This is a genomic window from Burkholderia sp. BCC0419 (assembly GCF_902830285.1).
Classification (GTDB): domain Bacteria; phylum Pseudomonadota; class Gammaproteobacteria; order Burkholderiales; family Burkholderiaceae; genus Burkholderia.
In genome coordinates this window covers 196,358-212,929 of sequence record NZ_CADESR010000004.1, presented here as the reverse complement: position 1 = coordinate 212,929, position 16,572 = coordinate 196,358, and the positions used below count along the sequence as shown (strand labels likewise).

15 protein-coding genes are annotated in these 16,572 nt (G+C 67.2%); 9 read left to right on the top strand and 6 right to left on the bottom strand.

Annotation, left to right across the window (positions count from 1 at the left end; genetic code table 11):
- Window positions 1–54: 54 nt before the first annotated feature.
- Complete coding sequence (locus HWW87_RS22875; protein ID WP_175822273.1) at window positions 55–759, bottom strand: pirin family protein; 705 nt, start codon at window positions 757–759, stop codon at window positions 55–57.
- Window positions 760–1,125: 366 nt separating this feature from the next.
- Here HWW87_RS22875 and HWW87_RS22870 point away from each other — a divergent pair, with 366 nt between their 5' ends.
- The 4 genes from HWW87_RS22870 (at window position 1,126) to HWW87_RS22855 (ending at window position 4,335) form a co-directional block, all read left to right on the top strand.
- Window positions 1,126–1,908, top strand: a complete 783-nt coding sequence (locus tag HWW87_RS22870) for an ABC transporter substrate-binding protein (protein WP_175822272.1) — start codon at window positions 1,126–1,128, stop codon at window positions 1,906–1,908.
- A 229-nt stretch (window positions 1,909–2,137) separates the two neighbouring features.
- Complete coding sequence (gene hisQ, locus HWW87_RS22865; protein WP_174389127.1) at window positions 2,138–2,827, top strand: histidine ABC transporter permease HisQ; 690 nt, start codon at window positions 2,138–2,140, stop codon at window positions 2,825–2,827.
- The gene (locus HWW87_RS22860; RefSeq protein ID WP_175822271.1) at window positions 2,824–3,537 is read left to right on the top strand and encodes an ABC transporter permease; all 714 of its coding nucleotides are present in this window, start codon (window positions 2,824–2,826) and stop codon (window positions 3,535–3,537) included. The genes hisQ and HWW87_RS22860 overlap by 4 nt, the downstream gene beginning before the upstream one ends.
- A gap of 18 nt (window positions 3,538–3,555) precedes the next feature.
- On the top strand, window positions 3,556–4,335 hold the full coding sequence (locus HWW87_RS22855; RefSeq protein ID WP_175822270.1) for an ABC transporter ATP-binding protein: 780 nt from the start codon (window positions 3,556–3,558) through the stop codon (window positions 4,333–4,335).
- 64 nt (window positions 4,336–4,399) lie between these two features.
- Here the strand turns inward: HWW87_RS22855 and HWW87_RS22850 are convergent, their stop codons facing one another.
- The gene (locus tag HWW87_RS22850; RefSeq protein ID WP_175822269.1) at window positions 4,400–4,897 is read right to left on the bottom strand and encodes a GNAT family N-acetyltransferase; all 498 of its coding nucleotides are present in this window, start codon (window positions 4,895–4,897) and stop codon (window positions 4,400–4,402) included.
- Window positions 4,898–5,011: 114 nt separating this feature from the next.
- Here HWW87_RS22850 and HWW87_RS22845 point away from each other — a divergent pair, with 114 nt between their 5' ends.
- Both HWW87_RS22845 and HWW87_RS22840 read left to right on the top strand, forming a co-directional pair.
- Complete coding sequence (locus tag HWW87_RS22845; RefSeq protein ID WP_175822268.1) at window positions 5,012–5,965, top strand: LysR family transcriptional regulator; 954 nt, start codon at window positions 5,012–5,014, stop codon at window positions 5,963–5,965.
- Between the two features lie 552 nt (window positions 5,966–6,517).
- Window positions 6,518–7,597, top strand: coding sequence for a porin (locus HWW87_RS22840; RefSeq protein WP_174389131.1), 1,080 nt, complete (start codon window positions 6,518–6,520; stop codon window positions 7,595–7,597).
- A 176-nt stretch (window positions 7,598–7,773) separates the two neighbouring features.
- Here the strand turns inward: HWW87_RS22840 and HWW87_RS22835 are convergent, their stop codons facing one another.
- Both HWW87_RS22835 and HWW87_RS22830 read right to left on the bottom strand, forming a co-directional pair.
- Complete coding sequence (locus HWW87_RS22835; protein WP_006398637.1) at window positions 7,774–8,112, bottom strand: P-II family nitrogen regulator; 339 nt, start codon at window positions 8,110–8,112, stop codon at window positions 7,774–7,776.
- Window positions 8,113–8,195: 83 nt separating this feature from the next.
- Window positions 8,196–9,926: an NAD+ synthase gene (locus tag HWW87_RS22830; protein ID WP_175822267.1), complete on the bottom strand. Its 1,731-nt coding sequence runs from the start codon at window positions 9,924–9,926 to the stop codon at window positions 8,196–8,198.
- Window positions 9,927–10,035: 109 nt separating this feature from the next.
- On the opposite strand from HWW87_RS22830, the gene HWW87_RS22825 reads away from it, so the two are divergent.
- On the top strand, window positions 10,036–11,214 hold the full coding sequence (locus HWW87_RS22825) for a GNAT family N-acetyltransferase (protein WP_175822266.1): 1,179 nt from the start codon (window positions 10,036–10,038) through the stop codon (window positions 11,212–11,214).
- 71 nt (window positions 11,215–11,285) lie between these two features.
- Here the strand turns inward: HWW87_RS22825 and HWW87_RS22820 are convergent, their stop codons facing one another.
- Entirely contained in the window at window positions 11,286–13,541 is a 2,256-nt protein-coding gene (locus tag HWW87_RS22820; protein ID WP_175822265.1) for a glycoside hydrolase family 3 C-terminal domain-containing protein, read from the bottom strand.
- Window positions 13,542–13,979: 438 nt separating this feature from the next.
- Here HWW87_RS22820 and HWW87_RS22815 point away from each other — a divergent pair, with 438 nt between their 5' ends.
- Both HWW87_RS22815 and HWW87_RS22810 read left to right on the top strand, forming a co-directional pair.
- On the top strand, window positions 13,980–15,014 hold the full coding sequence (locus tag HWW87_RS22815; protein ID WP_175822264.1) for an AraC family transcriptional regulator: 1,035 nt from the start codon (window positions 13,980–13,982) through the stop codon (window positions 15,012–15,014).
- Between the two features lie 49 nt (window positions 15,015–15,063).
- Window positions 15,064–15,909, top strand: a complete 846-nt coding sequence (locus HWW87_RS22810) for a GIY-YIG nuclease family protein (RefSeq protein ID WP_175822263.1) — start codon at window positions 15,064–15,066, stop codon at window positions 15,907–15,909.
- Between the two features lie 54 nt (window positions 15,910–15,963).
- Here the strand turns inward: HWW87_RS22810 and ppa are convergent, their stop codons facing one another.
- Window positions 15,964–16,491, bottom strand: a complete 528-nt coding sequence (ppa, locus tag HWW87_RS22805; protein ID WP_011352863.1) for an inorganic diphosphatase — start codon at window positions 16,489–16,491, stop codon at window positions 15,964–15,966.
- Between the last annotated feature and the right edge of the window lie 81 nt (window positions 16,492–16,572).

Genomic DNA, 16,572 nt, shown 5'->3' with positions numbered 1-16,572 from the left:
CCGCAGCGGCATCGAAGGGGGATGCAGGCACCGGCCTGCGTCCCCTTTTTCGTTTCAGGCGACGTCGAACAGCAGCACCTCTGCCGTGCGGCCTCGCGCGAACGCCACCGCGTCCACGCCGCCGATCCGCGCGCCGTCGCCGGCCGCCAGCGCGCGGCCGTTGACCTCGACCTCGCCGCGCGCCACGTGCACGTAGAGGCTGCGTCCGGCCGGCACGTCGAACGCCGTCGTCTCGTCGCCGTCGATCAGCCCCGCGAAGATGCGGGCGTCGGCCCGCATCGACAGCGCGCCGTCGCCGCCGTCGGGCGCCGCGACAAGCTTCAACCGGCCGCGCTTCTCGTCGTCGGCGAAGCGCCGTTCCTCATAGCCGGGCCGCCCGCCCCGCTCGGCCGGCTGCAGCCAGATCTGCAGCAGATGCAGCGGCCGGTCGCGCGACGCGTTGGTTTCGCTGTGCATGAGCCCCGTGCCGGCGCTCACTCGCTGGATGCCGCCGGTCCGGACGATTGCGCCGCAGCCGAGGCTGTCGCGGTGCGCGAGCGCGCCATCCAGCACGTACGTGACGATCTCCACGTCGCGGCGCGGCTGCATCCCGAAACCGCGGGTCGGCGCGATCAGATCCTCGCTCAGCACGCACAGCGCACCGACGGGCGGACGCACCGGCGCATGCGCGGCGTGGCAGGCAGACGAAAAACTGTGACTCGATTCGAGCCAGCCGTGACGCGTGTGCCAGCGGTCTTCGGCGCGCAGGATCTGGAACATTGGGGTGGACGCTCGGGGGCGCAGATGTTCTGTTCGGGTTTACCTCCACTGTAAGGGGAGGCCGACAGCGCCACAATCCGCCGCCCGCGCACCGCATCGTTGCACCCGCGCAACCAATTGCCGAAATATTTGTTGCGAATACCACGATTGCCGCAACAGCCGAATCGAGGAATCGGTCGACCGTGCCGGATTGCCGTTTTCCGGGTATCGCGTTCGGGTAAAATACCGCCCTTTTGGCGTTCGCCGTTCCGGCGGCCGTCAACGCCAGAGCGCCGATCGGCGATTTTTGGCCGTCTAGAATACGCCGCGGCGCCCGGTCCGACCGGCCGCGAGCGCCCCCGGAAAGTCAGCAACAGAAGGATGGAAATGAAGAAGGCCGCCCTGTGCGCCGCCCTCGCCCTCGTGGCGGGCAGCGCCTTCGCGAAGGAGTGGAAGACCGTGCGGATCGGCGTCGACGCCAGCTACCCGCCGTTCGAGTCGACCGCGCCGAGCGGCGAGATCGTCGGTTTCGACGTCGATCTCACCAAGGAAATCTGCAAGCGGATCAACGTGAAATGCGTGTGGGTGGCGCAGGATCTCGACGGGATCATTCCGGCACTGAAGGCGAAGAAGTACGACGTCATCGTGTCGTCGCTGACCGTCACGGACAAGCGCCGCGAGCAGATCGACTTCTCCGACAAGGTGTACGACGCGCCCGCGCGGATGATCGCGAAGACCGGCTCGCCGCTGCTGCCGACGGTCGCGTCGCTGAAAGGCAAGCGCGTCGGCGTCGAGCAGGGCTCGACGCAGGAAACCTACGCGAAGGCTTACTGGGAACCGCAGGGCGTGACGATCGTTCCTTACCAGAACCAGGACCAGGTCTATACCGATCTCGGCTCGGGCCGCCTCGACGCGACGCTGCAGGACGAGCTGCAGGCCGACTACGGCTTCCTGCGCACGCCGCGCGGCAAGGGCTTCGCGTTCGCCGGGCCGGAAGTGAAGGATCCGAAGACGATCGGCGACGGCACCGCGATCGGCCTGCGCAAGGAAGACACCGACCTGAAGCTCAGGATCAATCAGGCGCTGGCCGACATGCACAAGGACGGCACGTACGACCGGCTGTCGCACAAGTACTTCTCGTTCAGCGTCTATTCGGCGGCGGCCCGCTGAACGCCGACAAGCAGCAGCAGCGGATGCGGGGGCGGCCCCGCGTCCGGGCAGTACAGGCAGTCAACCACGCGCCGCCCGCTCCCTTGCCCGCCGCTCGCGCGACGGGCGGGCCCGGCCCCGTTGCCGGGGCGGACGGTCATGATACGCACGGGGCGTTCCGCGCAGCTTGGCGGGCGCGTCTTTCGCGGCGCACTGCGTGCGCCCTCAGGGACCACACCAGGGACCCCATATGTTTCTACAAGGCTACGGCCCGCTGATCCTCGCCGGCACCTGGCAAACCGTCAAGCTGGCGGTGCTTTCGCTTGCGCTGTCGTTCCTGCTGGGGTTGCTCGGCGCCGGCGCGAAGCTGTCGCGCAACCGCGTGACGCACGGCGTCGGCACCGTCTACACGACGCTGATCCGCGGCGTACCCGATCTCGTGCTGATGCTGCTGCTGTTCTACAGCCTGCAGATCTGGCTGAACATGGCGACCGACGCGCTCGGCTGGGACCAGATCGACATCGACCCGTTCCTCGCCGGCGTGCTCGTGCTCGGCTTCATCTACGGCGCGTACTTCACCGAGACGTTCCGCGGTGCGTTCCTGTCCGTGCCGCGCGGCCAGCTCGAAGCCGGCAGCGCCTACGGGATGACGAACTGGCAGGTGTTCACGCGGATCATGTTCCCGCAGATGATGCGCTTCGCGCTGCCGGGCATCGGCAACAACTGGCAGGTGCTCGTGAAGTCGACCGCGCTCGTGTCGATCATCGGCCTGGCCGACGTCGTGAAGGCGTCGCAGGACGCCGGCAAGGGCACGCTGCGGTTCTTCTTCTTCACGCTGATCGCGGGAGCGGTCTACCTCGCCATCACGACGATCTCGAACTTCGTGCTGATGTGGCTCGAAAAGCGCTACTCGACCGGTGTCCGCAAGGCTGACCTATGATCGAACTCATCCAAGAATACTGGCGCAACTATCTCTACACCGACGGCTATCGCATCACCGGTGTCGCGATCACGCTGTGGCTGCTGGTCGTGTCGATCGGCCTCGGCTTCTGCCTGTCGGTGCCGCTCGCCGTGGCGCGCGTGTCGAAGAAGAAGTGGCTGTCGGGCGCCGTGTGGCTGTACACGTACGTGTTCCGCGGCACGCCGCTCTACGTGCAGCTGCTGCTCTGCTACACGGGCCTCTACAGCCTGCAGGCCGTGCGCGGCACGCCGATGCTCGATGCGTTCTTCCGCGACGGGATGCACTGCACGCTGCTCGCGTTCACGCTGAACACCTGCGCGTACACCACCGAAATCTTCGCGGGTGCGATCAAGGCGACGTCGTACGGCGAGATCGAAGCCGCGCGCGCATACGGGATGTCCTCGTTCACGATGTATCGCCGCGTGATCCTGCCGTCGGCGCTGCGCCGCGCGCTGCCGCTGTACAGCAACGAAGTGATCCTGATGCTGCACGCGACGACGGTGGCCTTCACCGCGACCGTGCCGGACATCCTGAAGATCGCGCGCGACGTGAACTCGGCCACCTACATGTCGTTCCACGCGTTCGGCATCGCCGCCCTGCTCTACCTCGTGATCTCGTTCACGCTCGTGTGGCTGTTCCGCCAGGCCGAGCGCCGCTGGCTCGCGTATCTGCGCCCGCAAGGCAAGTAAGTTTTCGCAGGAATATTGATGAATTCCCAGACCCAGAAGCTTTTCGTCGACGATCTCCACAAGCGGTACGGCGACAACGAGGTGCTCAAAGGCGTGTCGCTGAGGGCGAACTCGGGCGACGTGATCAGCGTGATCGGCTCGTCCGGCTCCGGCAAGAGCACGATGCTGCGCTGTATCAACTTCCTCGAGCAGCCGAACGCGGGCCGCATCTTCGTCGACGGCGAGGAAGTGCGCACCGCGCTCGACAAGGCGGGCGCGCTGCGCGCGGCCGATCCGAAGCAGCTTCAGCGCGTGCGCACCAAGCTGTCGATGGTGTTCCAGCACTTCAACCTCTGGTCGCACATGAACGTGATCGAGAACGTGATGGAAGCGCCGGTGAACGTGCTCGGCATCCCGAAGAAGGAAGCCGAGGACCGTGCGCGCGAATACCTCGAGAAGGTCGGCCTCGCGCCGCGCGTCGAGAAGCAGTATCCGTCGCATCTGTCCGGCGGCCAGCAGCAGCGCGTGGCGATCGCGCGTGCGCTCGCGATGCATCCGGACGTGATGCTGTTCGACGAGCCGACCTCCGCGCTCGACCCGGAACTCGTCGGCGAAGTGCTGAAGGTGATGCAGAAGCTGGCCGAGGAAGGCCGCACGATGATCGTCGTCACACACGAGATGGGCTTCGCGCGCAACGTGTCGAATCACGTGATGTTCCTGCACCAGGGACGCGTCGAGGAACAAGGCGTGCCGGCCGAGGTATTCGCGAACCCGAAGAGCGAGCGCCTGCGCGGCTTCCTGTCGGGCAGCCTCAAGTAACGCCCGTCACCCGCCATACTCGAACGGGCGCCCCGCGGTTCGCCGCGCGGCGCCCGTTTTGCGTTTACGCGGCGCTCACCGGTGCGCCGTCGGCGAACGCGTGCAGCTCGTCGCCCGCCAGCCGGTAACGCACCCATTCGCTCTGCGGCGCCGCGCCGACGTTCTCGTAGAAGCGGATCGCCGGCTCGTTCCAGTCGAGCACGCTCCATTCGAAACGCCCGCAGCCCGACTCGACCGCGATCCGCGCGAGCGCCTTCAGCAGCCGCAGCCCCGCGCCGGCGCCGCGAAAACGCGGCGATACGTACAGATCCTCGAGATACAGCCCCTGCCGCGCGAGCCACGTCGAATACGAGAAGAAATACACGGCGAAGCCGGCCGGCTCGCCGTCGACCTCGCACATCAGCGCACGCGCCGGCGAGCCTTCGCCAAACAGGCTGCGCTCGAGCGATTCGGACGTCGCGACGACTTCGTGCTCCGCCTTCTCGTAGACGGCCAGTTCGGTGATGAAGCGCAGGATCAGCGGCACGTCGGCGACGGTGGCGGAACGGATATCGATTTGCACGGTGGGGAGCCCTCCTTCGGCCCGGACGGAAAATGGAATACGGCGCCCGCGCTCTCCTCTCGCACCTGGCGTCGGTCAGATCGACATGCTACGTTCACGACACAACTGCAGGAAGTGCAGTTTCTTCATTCGGACCTGAATATCATGCATCCCGACCTGCGCCGCCTCGACCTGAACCTGCTGCTCGTGTTCGACGCGCTGTACCGTCACCGGTCGGTCGTGGCGGCCGCGCATGAGCTCGCGCTGAGCCCGTCGGCGTTGAGCCATGCGCTCGCCCGGCTGCGCGACGCGATCGGCGATGCGCTGTTCGTGCGCCTCGGCAACGAGATGCAGCCGACCGTACGCGCCGACGACATCGCCACGTGGGCCGGCGATGCGCTCGACGCGATGTCGAAGGGGCTCGCCCGCGCGCGCCGCTTCGATCCCGCGCAAAGCGACCGTACGTTCGTGTTCGCCGCGACCGACTACACGGCGTTCGCGGTGCTGCCGGCGTTCCTGGCCCGCATCCAGCACGTGGCGCCGCACCTGCGGATCCGCGTCGTCCATTCGGACCGCAAGATTTCCGTCGACGAGCTCGCGGCCGGCCGTATCGACTTCGCGCTCGGCTACCACGAGGAATCGGCGGCCGACGCGCCGGGCATCGAGGATTTCGACTGGTTCTCCGACGACTACGTCGTGATCGCGAGCGCCACGCATCCGGCCATCCGCCGGCGGCTGACGCTCGACCAGTACCTGGCGGCCCGCCACGTGGTCGTCACGCCGTGGAACGAGTCGCGCGGCGTCGTCGACCACGTGCTCGACCGGCTCGGCCTTGCGCGGCATGTGGCCGTGCAATTGCCGACCGTGCTGGCCGCGCCGTTCGTGATCGCGGAGTCGGCACTCCTGATGACCGTGCCGAACCGCGCCGCGCAGGCGCTGCGGCACGCGGCGCCGATCCGCCTCTTCCCGGCACCGTTCGAGATCCCGCGCTACACGGTGAAGGTCTACTCGCATGCGAAGCATGCGCGCACCGATGCGCATCGCTGGATTCGCGCCCAGTTGCTCGACGCACGACCGAGCCCGGATTAACCCGGACTACGCGCGGCGCGTTGCAGGACGGGCGTTTCAGGCGTCGACCAGCGATCGCGGCAATCGCCCGAATCATTACGAAATACTTACTAATTTCGCGACTTTCGCGCTTACGCCGGCGCCCCGGCAACGTCAATAGTGGCAATCCTTGACCCATGCCCGTGGAATCCATGTCTCCCTTGCGGGACAAGGGTTTTCCGGTAATCGAGAACCCTTGGTGCCCCTGTTGCGCACCGTGTTGCATGGCAATTTGGCGACAGCGGTTAGTCAAACAACGATTTCCATCGCCACAAAATTGTATTTTTGCTAAATTAGTAACCAAAGTAGCAAAACGAAGTTCGTGAAATGTAGTTTAGCTTCACGACACAACAAGGAGACCCCGCAGGCCGACCCGGCTGCGCGGGACCGCTCAACGGTTTTCCGTCTGCTTGCCCGCGTGCCGCGCTTACCGGCCCTGCACGAGGTCTCCCTGGTTATCCCGCTTTTGCCCGGCGCTCGCGCTCCGGGCATCTCGTGCAGTCTGGGTTGACTTTTTGACAGGGTATGGAGGAGATGATGAAGAAAGCTTTGGTCGCGGCCGCGCTGATGGCTGCTGGGGTGGTGACGGCGCACGCGCAGAGCAGCGTCACGCTGTATGGCCGCCTGGATGCAGGCATCGAGTACATGAACGGCCTGCAAAACGGCCACCAAGTGCGCGCGGAAAGCGGCGACTGGGGCACGAGCCTGTGGGGCTTGAAGGGTAGCGAGGACATCGGCGGCGGCAACAAGGTCCTGTTCCACATCGAAGGCGCGTTCAACACGATGACGGGCGGCTTCAGCGGCTCGATCTGGGATCGTTTCGCGACCGTCGGTATCTCGAACGACCGCTACGGTACGCTGCTGCTGGGTCGCGAACTCGCGATCGCCAACGGCGTGTGGGACTTCGACCCGTTCGGCCAGTCGGCCTGGTCGACGGCCTCGCTGGTGCGCGGCCGTAACTGGAACAAGACCAGCAACAACGTGTCGTACCAGTCGCCGTCGCTCTACGGCCTCGACTTCTACGGCCAGTTCTCGTTCTCGAACTCGACCAGCTTCAACGGCAACACGACGGCCGGCCAACCGGGCCGTGCAATGGGCGGTCAGGTCACCTACACGAACTCGCTGTTCCAGTTGCGCGGCATCTACGACGAAACGCGCGACAGCAATGGCCGCTTCTCGGACGTGTTCAACTACTCGCGTGAATACTTCGCGGGCGTGAACGTGTTCCTCGGCCAGTTCAAGGTTCAGGCGGCCTACCAGGCATCGCGCGCCGACGGCAGCGGTGGCCCGGCGGTGAACGCCGGCGTGACGGGTACGCAACAGGTATGGGGTGGCGTGACGTGGCAGGCCACGCCGGCAGCGGCGCTGATCGCAGCCGTGTATCACGTGAACGCGAACCACGGCGGCGGCAACGCGAACATCTACACGATCGGCGGCACGTACAACATCTCGAAGCGCACGCTGTTCGACCTGCAAGCCGCGACGGTGCGCAACAGCTCGTCGGCCAACTTCGGTCTGAACGCGAACGGTGCAGGCACCGCCGTGTCGACCGGCAACCCGCATCCGGGCGGCAGCCAGACCGGCGTCTACGCCGGCATCCAGCACCTGTTCTGATCAGGCGCCGTCAACCAACGATTCGACAACACTTTCCACGCTGCTGCGAGAGGCGCGTATCGGTGCGGTACCCAACCGGGTATCCGCACCGTTTTTTCTTGGGCGGCGGGTTCGTGCGACCCGTGGCCCGAGCGGCCGAAGCTGCCGGGATTGACCGAATGGCGCGGACGCGGCGCTCAGACGGCCGCTTCGTTCTCTTCGCCGGTGCGGATGCGGATCACGCGCTCGACGTCCGACACGAAGATCTTGCCGTCGCCGATCTTGCCGGTGCGCGCCGCACCGATCACCGCGTCGATCACCTGATCGACCTGCGCTTCCGCGACGACCACCTCGATCTTCATCTTCGGCAGGAAGTCGACGACATACTCGGCGCCGCGATACAGCTCGGTATGCCCCTTCTGGCGGCCGAAACCCTTCACTTCCGTCACGGTCAGGCCCGTGAGACCCACTTCGGCGAGCGCTTCGCGGACTTCGTCCAGCTTGAACGGCTTGATGATGGCGGTGATGCGTTTCATGGTGGTTGTCCCCCAGTGCTCGTTTGGATGAAAAATCGCGATCCCGATTGTAAGCCGGCGGGCCGCATCCGGCCCAGCACCGCTCAATCGAGCCGTTCGGTGAAACGTGACGTGATCGGGTAGCGCCAGTCGCGCCCGAATGCGCGATGCGTGACGCGGATGCCGATCGGCGCCTGGCGGCGCTTGTATTCGTTGATCTTGATGAGCCGCGTCACACGCTCGACGTCGGCCTGCGCGTAGCCGGCCGCGACGATCTCGGCGAGCGGCCGGTCTTCTTCCATGTACATCCGCATGATCGCGTCAAGCACGTCGTACGGCGGCAGGCTGTCCTGGTCGGTCTGGTTCTCGCGCAGCTCGGCGGACGGCGCGCGCGTCAGGATCCGCTCGGGAATCACGTCGCGCAGCGCGTAGTCGTTCGTTTCGTTGCGATAGCGGCACAGCCGGTACACGAGCGTCTTCGCGATGTCCTTGATCACCGCGAAACCGCCGGCCATGTCGCCGTACAGCGTGCAGTAGCCGACCGCCATCTCGCTCTTGTTGCCGGTCGTCAGCACGATCGAGCCGAACTTGTTCGACAGCGCCATCAGCAGCGTGCCGCGGATGCGCGCCTGGATGTTCTCCTCCGTCGCGTCTTCCGCGCGGCCCGCGAATTCGCTTGCGAGCGCGGCGCGGAATGCATCGAACATCGGCGCGATCGCGATCTCGTCGTAGCGCACGCCGACGCGCCGCGCCATCTCCGCCGCGTCGGTGGTCGAGATGTCGGCCGTGAAGCGCGACGGCATCATCACCGCGCGCACGCGCTCGGGCCCGAGCGCATCGCACGCGACGGCCAGCACCAGCGCCGAATCGACGCCGCCCGACAGCCCGATCAGCACGCCGGGAAAGCCGTTCTTGCCGATGTAGTCGCGCACGCCGGTCACGAGCGCGCGGTACACCTGCGCGTGCGTCGACAGCTCGGGCGCGATCGCGCCGGGCAGCGGCCGCGCGCCGTCGAATTCGACGATCGCGTGCCCTTCGTCGAACTGCGGCATCTTCGCGACGAGCGCGCCCTGCGCGTCGAGCACGAACGAACCGCCGTCGAACACGAGTTCGTCCTGGCCGCCGACGAGGTTCACGTAGACCATCGGCAGCCCGGTCTCGCGAATCCGCGCGCGCAGGATGTCGATGCGCACCGCTTCCTTGTTCATGTGATACGGCGAGCCGTTCGGGATCAGCAGCACCTGCGCGCCGGCCGCTTTCGCGATCTGCGCGGCCGACGCATGCCACGCGTCCTCGCAGATGATCACGCCGTATTTCACGCCGTTCAGCTCGAACACGAGCGGCTCGGCGTCGGTCGCGAAGTAGCGTTTCTCGTCGAACACCTCGGCGTTCGGCAGATCCTGCTTGCGGTAGGTGCCGACGATCTCGCCGCCGACGATCAGCGACACCGCGTTGAAGGTGTCGGTGGGCGGCACGCCGCGCTCGATCGGGCGGTTTGCATTACCATCGACGGCTGACGCGCGCGCATCGCTGCCCGGACCGCTGCCCGCACCCCTGCCCGGACCGCGCAACGGATGGCCGACCAGCACCGCGAGCCCGTCGAACGCCTTCAGCGCGTCGGCGAGCGCATCGAGTGCGGCGGCCGCCGCCGCGTAGAACGCGGGCCGCAGCAGCAGGTCTTCGGGCGGATAGCCGGACAGCGCGAGTTCGGGTGCGACCATCAGTTGCGCACCATCGTTGTGCGCGGCGCGCGCGGCCGCGACGATTCGCGCGACGTTGCCGGCGAAATCGCCGACGGTGACGTTGATCTGGGCGAGAGCGAGTCGGGTCTTCATGGCGGGATCGGCGCAACCCGGCGGCGCGCCTTGAACGGCTGACGAAATCGATCCGGGCGCGGGCCACGGCGGCCCGCCTCCGGCAACATCCAACGGTACGGATTCACGCTTGAAACACGAACGCATCGATTATCGCACGGGCATCCTGTCGTCCCCCGCCGAGGTGCCGGCCGACGAATGGAATGCGCTGCTCGCACGCGACGCGCAGCCCACGCCGTTCCTGCGCCACGAATTCCTCGACGCGCTGCACGTCGCGCGCTGCGCGGTGGACGACACCGGCTGGTCGCCGCACTTCGTCACGCTGACCGACCCACGCACCGGCCGCCTCGCGGCGGCCGCCCCCGTCTACGCGAAACAGCATTCGTACGGCGAATACGTGTTCGACTGGGCATGGGCCGATGCGTACCAGCGCAACGACCTGCCCTATTACCCGAAGCTGCTGTGCGCGGTGCCGTTCACGCCGGTGCAGGGCACGCGGCTGCTCGCGGCCGACGACGACGCGCGCCGCCGGCTCGCGGCCACGCTGCTCGCGTTCGCCGAGCAGAGCGACGTGTCGTCGCTGCACGTGCTGTTCCCGACCGGCGACGAAGCGCGGCTGCTCGAATCGATGGGGATGATGCTGCGCGAAGGCGTGCAGTTCCACTGGCTCAACGACGGCTACCGCCACTTCGACGATTTCCTCGCCACGCTCGAGCAGAAGAAGCGCAAGAACATCCGCGCGGAGCGGCGCAAGGTGCACGACGCGGGCGTGACCTTCCGGCGGCTGACCGGCGATCGAATCACCGACGCCGACTGGCGCTTCTTCTCGCGCTGCTACCGGCAGACCTACCGCGAGCACTTTTCGAGCCCGTACCTGAACCTCGACTTCTTCCGCACGATCGGCGCGACGATGCCCGAAAACCTGCTGCTCGTGATCGCGGAAGCCGACGGCCGGCCGATCGCGAGCGCGCTCGCCGTGTACCGGCGCGGCGAGCACGGCGGCGGCACGCTGTACGGCCGCTACTGGGGCGCGCTCGAGCACGTGCCCTGCCTGCATTTCGAAACGGCCTACTACCAGTTGCTCGAATTCTGCATCGAGGCCGGGCTCGATACGTTCGAAGGCGGCGCGCAGGGCGAGCACAAGCTCGCGCGCGGTTTCCTGCCGACCGTCACGCATTCCGCGCACTGGCTCGCGCATCCGGCGTTTTCCGATGCGGTCGCGCGCTTTCTCGAACGCGAGACCGAGCATATCCACGCGTACGTCGACGAACTGCGCGAACACAATCCGTTCCGGCGCGGCACCGGCTAGCGTCATCCGGCGCACCGGCATGCGGCGAAGCCATGCGTGGCCTCGCCGCAAGCCGCACGGCCGCCGCCGGTTCAGTGCGCGGCGAGCGTCACCGTCTGCGACAGCGCCTGCGGGTCGCGCGACGACGCGGCCGCCGACAGCCCGTAGCTGCCCGCGCCGATCCGCCATGCATGCGCATTCGCATCCCACACCGCGAAGCGCTGCGCGGGCACCGCGACGCTGACCGTGCGCGCCTCGCCCGGCTGCAGCGCGACCTTGGTCCAGCCGACGAGCCGCTTCGGCGGCTCGCCGAGCGATGCGGGCAGCGCCGCGTAGATCTGCACCGTATGCGTACCGGCGCGCGTGCCCGTGTTCGTCACCGTCACGCCGACCGTCACGTTGCCCGCCGCGTCGGCCTGCGCGGACATCGCCGACAATGCATACGTCGTGTACGACAGCCCGTAGCCGAACGGGAACAACGGCTCGATCGCCTTCGCGTCGAACCAGCGATAGCCGTACGCGAGCCCTTCCGCATAGACGTTCCGCAGATTCGACGGATCGATCGTCGGCTGCGGCAGGTCGGCCTCCTGCTTCGGGAACGTCAGCGGCAGCCGGCCCGACGGATTCGCGTCGCCGAACAGCAGGTCGGCGATCGCCTGGCCGCCCTGCGCGCCCGGATACCACGCGTCCAGCACGCCGTGCACGTTCGCGAGCCACGGCATCAGCACGGGGCTGCCGTTCTCGAGCACGACGATCACGCGCTTCGCCTTCGCGGCGACCGCGGCGATCAGCGCGTTCTGGTCGTATTGCTGGTTGTACGGGTCCGCCTTCGCATCGGGCAGCGACAGGCTCGCGAGGTCGAGCCCCTCCGTCTGCCACTGCGTGGCGAACACGATCGCGACATCGGCCTGCGCCGCTGCGGTGGCCGCCGCGTTCGCGTCGGTGCCGTCGAGATAGCTGACCGACGCGTTCGGCGCCTTCGCGCGGATCGCCGCGAGCGGCGCGGACTTGTACCAGGTCGCGCACCCGCCGAACAGCATGTCGGCCGGTTGCTGGCAGGACGTCACCGCGTTGCCGTCGATCGCCGGCACCGCGCCCGAGCCGCCGCCCGACAGCACGCCCGCGTCCGCATGCCCGCCGATCACGACGACCGACTTGAGCGAACCCGCGGCCAGCGGCAGCACCGGCTGCGCGTCGCCCGGCGCGGCCGCGTTCTTCAGCAGCACCGCCGCTTGCCGCGCGATCGCGAGCGCGTCGGCATTGCCCGCGGCTTCGTCGATCGCGCCGCCCGGCTTCGGCGGCGCGTCCATCACGCCGATGCGGATCAGCGTGCGCAGCTTGCGCTGCACCATGTCGTTCAGCCGCGCGACCGACACGCTGCCGGCCTGCAGCGCCGCGCGCAGCTTCGAATTGAAGTACGAGCCGAGCGGCGCGTTGCCGTCGTCGGCCGCGCCCGGCTGCTCCTCGTCGAGCCCGGCCTGCACGGCCGCGACCGTCGAATGCGTCGCGCCCCAGTCGGACTGCACGACGCCCTTGAAGCCCCACTCGTTCTTCAGCACCGTCGTCAGCAGAGTCGGGTTCTCGCACGCATACACGCCGTTCAGCTTGTTGTACGAGCACATCACGTTGCCCGGCTGGCCGTCCTTCACACCGATCTCGAACGCGAGCAGTTCGGCCTCGCGCATGGTCCGCTCGTCGACGACCGAATCGACCGTCATCCGGTTGGTTTCCTGGTCGTTGAACGCGAAATGCTTGATCGTCGCGATCACCTTCTGCGCCTGCGTGGCCTGCGTGCGCGTGGCGCTCAGCGTGCCCGCGAGCACCGGGTCCTCGCCCATGTATTCGAAGGTGCGGCCGTTGCGCGGCTCGCGCGCAAGGTTCACGCCGCCGCCGAGCCCTTCCGCGAAACCGAGCGCGCGCAACTCGAGCGCGATACGCGTGCCGTAGGTGCCCGCGAGCGCCGGGTCCCACGTCGCCGCAAGCGCGACCGGTGCGGGCAGCGCGGTCACGCGCGCATGCTTCACGTTCACGCCGCCCGCCGAATCGGCGCTGCTGACCGCCGGAATGCCGAGCCGCGGCACGCCCGGGATGTAGCTTGCGCCGTTCAGCGCGTCGGCCGGGAACGGGCCGCCCAGGCTGAGCGCGGGCATGCCGGTGCCATGCACGAGCTGCAGCTTCTCGTCGGTCGTCAGTTGCGCGACGAGCGCGGCCGCGCGCTGGTCGGCTGCCGCGTCGGGGTCGGCCGGCGAGACCGGCGCATGGATGTCGTCGCCGCCGCACGACGCGAGCAGCACCGTGAGCGCACACGCGGACGCAATCGTCGAACACCGGAACAGCGAAGTTTTCATTGATCCTCCAGAATCGTTCTGTTGTAGTACTTGTCGCCTCACTCTAGGGTCTGTTTCCACATGGAACACACACGCGAATGCCCGAAATCGCGCGTAGGGCAAGAAGTGAGGAGCGCCGTTTGGCCGCGCCAAACAAGCGACGAGCGACGCCGCCATACGGGCGATTTCGGGCATTCCCGTGGAATGATTTTTTAATTTGGGGTTGCCACGAGAACGGCCGCTCGCCGCGTTGCGCTCCTTGCGAATACGCCAGTATTCGCGGCGTCGCGCGCCTCGCGAGCGGCCGTTCTCGTGGCAACGCATGCGCGTTCCATGTGGAAACAGACCCTAGCGTCCGAGTCTAAAAATTGACCGGTCACCACGCTTGACCGGCAGGAGCATGCGTTGACCTCTCGCAGCGGGGACAAACCCGAACGGCATGACGACAGGGAGACAGACATGGAGTTGCAACAGAAATCGGTATCCGTCCGGATCTACCGCTGGCTGTGCGAAGACGCGCGCGCGAACGGCATCGATCCCGCACCGCTTTACGAGACGCTCGGCATCGGGCCGGCCGAGCTCGCCGACGACACGCGCCGCATCGCGGGCGATCGGCACGTCGCCGCGATGCGGCTGACGAGCGGCTGGCCGCTGTCGTGGCATCGCCCGCCGCCGCAGGTCGTGCCGTGGCTCGTACCGTTTCCCGAGCTCGCCGGCATCACGTGCAACGCGGCGACGCTGCGCGACGCGCTGCACGGCTACCTGCACTATCGCGAGCTGATCGGCAACGTCGACTGGGTCTTCGCGCACGAGAACGGCGACGCGATCGCGCTCGAGTACGTGAACGAAGGAGACGGCCGGCACGCGGGCAGCGCGTTCGCGAACCTCGCGATCCTCGCGGCGCTCACACGCCTGTACGACCCGCACGTGCGCATCGACGACGCCGCATTCGCCGGCCGCGCGTTCGCGCCCGTTGCCGCGCTACGCGACATGCTCGGCGCACCGCTCTCGTTCGATGCCGCGCACAACCGCATCGTGCTGCGCTCCGCGCACTTCGACACGCCGTTCGAGCGCTACAACGCACCGCTCGCCGGCATCCAGCGTCATGCCGCCGACGCCGCCCGCGAGCGCGTGCGCGCCCGCTCAACGTTCGGCTCGTCGGTCGAGCAATGCGTGCGCGACTGGCTGCGCACGTCCGACGACGCCGACGTGCCGACCGATACGCTGATGCAGCATGTGTGCACGCGCTTCGCGATGTCGCGCTGGACGCTGCGCCGGCGGCTGCATCGCGAAGCGGTCGGTTTCCATGCGCTCGTCGCGCAGGCGCGGCTCGGCGAGGCGCGCGACCTGCTGCTCAATACGCAGTTGCCGATCGGCGAGATCGGCGTGCGCGTCGGCTTCCGTTCGACGAGCGCGTTCACGCGTTTCTTCACGCGCGAACTCGGCGCGGCGCCGAGCCGCTTCCGCGACGGGCACGGCGACCGGTGGCGTTGACGCCCGTTTTTTCTGAGACACTGGCGGCTTCGCATCCCGCCGCCCTGCCATGTCCTGGTTTCTGTATCTGATCGAATGCGCCGACGACAGCGTCTACACGGGCATCACCACCGATGTCGCCGCGCGCTTCGACGAACACGCGTCCGGCAAGGGCGCGCGCTACACGCGCTCGCGCAAGCCGCGCGCGGTGCTCGCGTCGTTTCCGCTGCCCGACCGGTCGAGCGCGTCGCGCGCCGAATACTGGGTGAAGCGGCTCACGCCCGCGAAAAAGCGCGAGCTGGCGGCCGGGTTGCGGACGCTGGAATCGGTGTTGCCGGTGGTGGTGGTAGCGCTCGACGAAAGCGGCGACACGGCCGGGACGAAGGCGACGGCGCGCGGGCGGAAGAAGGGGAAGGCGGAAAATGTCGACGATGCGGCGGAAACGGCTGCAACGGAACAGGTTGCCGGGAAAAAGGTGAAGGCCGGGAAAGCTGCCGGGTCTGCAAAGGCCGCGAAGACGGCGAAGCCTGCGAAAGACAAACAAGCGTCGAAGTCGATGAAGGCAAATCAAGCCGCACCGAACGCGAAACGTGCAAAAGCCGACGGCGATGCAGCCGCAAAAAAGACCTCGTCGCGTAGCAAACCGGTAGAGAAAACCGGCTCGCCCCACTCCGCGCCGTCAAACAGGAAGGCACCGGCCGCCGGCAAACCCGCCGCGAACGTACGCGAAGACGCCGCTTCCGCACCGGCCCAGCGCCGTCCATCGGCCACGAAAACCGCCGAAGCGACCGCTCCGTCCGTTGCCCCGCCCCGCGCGAAACGCGCGAAGCAAGCACCTGCCGCCCCGCCCCCGTCTGCTTCCCTGTCCGCTCGCCGGAAAACCGTGCGCGCAAAACAAAACCGCGCGGCCTCCTGAGGAGACACGCGCGGTTTGCGTTCCGTACGAACCGGCCGGCGGCCGGCACGCCGCTTACTTCTTGTAGTTCGCGGCGCCGTCGGTGATTTCCTTGTGCGCGGCTTCGATGCCGGCCCAGCCTTCGACCTTCACCCACTTGCCCTTCTCGAGCGCCTTGTATTGCTCGAAGAAGTGCTTGATCTGATCCTTCAGGTATTCGGGCACGTCGTCGATCGACTTCAGGTTCGCCGTCATCGGGCAGACCTTGTCGTGCGGCACCGCGACCAGCTTCGCGTCGACGCCCGACTCGTCGGTCATCTGCAGCATGCCGAGCACGCGCGAACGCACGATCGAGCCGGCCAGCAGCGGGAACGGCGTGATCACCAGCACGTCGACCGGATCGCCGTCGCCCGACAGCGTCTGCGGGATATAGCCGTAGTTCACCGGGTAGCGCATGCCCGTGCCGATGAAGCGGTCGACGACGAGAAGGCCCAGTTCCTTGTCCGCCTCGTACTTCACCGGATCGCTTTGCGCGGGAATCTCGATGATCACGTTGAAATCTTGCGGCAGGTCCTTGCCGGCCGGAACATGATTGAAGCTCATGAGCACTCTCTGTAGGTCGATGGGAATTCGGGACAGGGCGCCGCGGCCGATGCACCGCCGCGGGCGTCCCCCAAAAGGAAT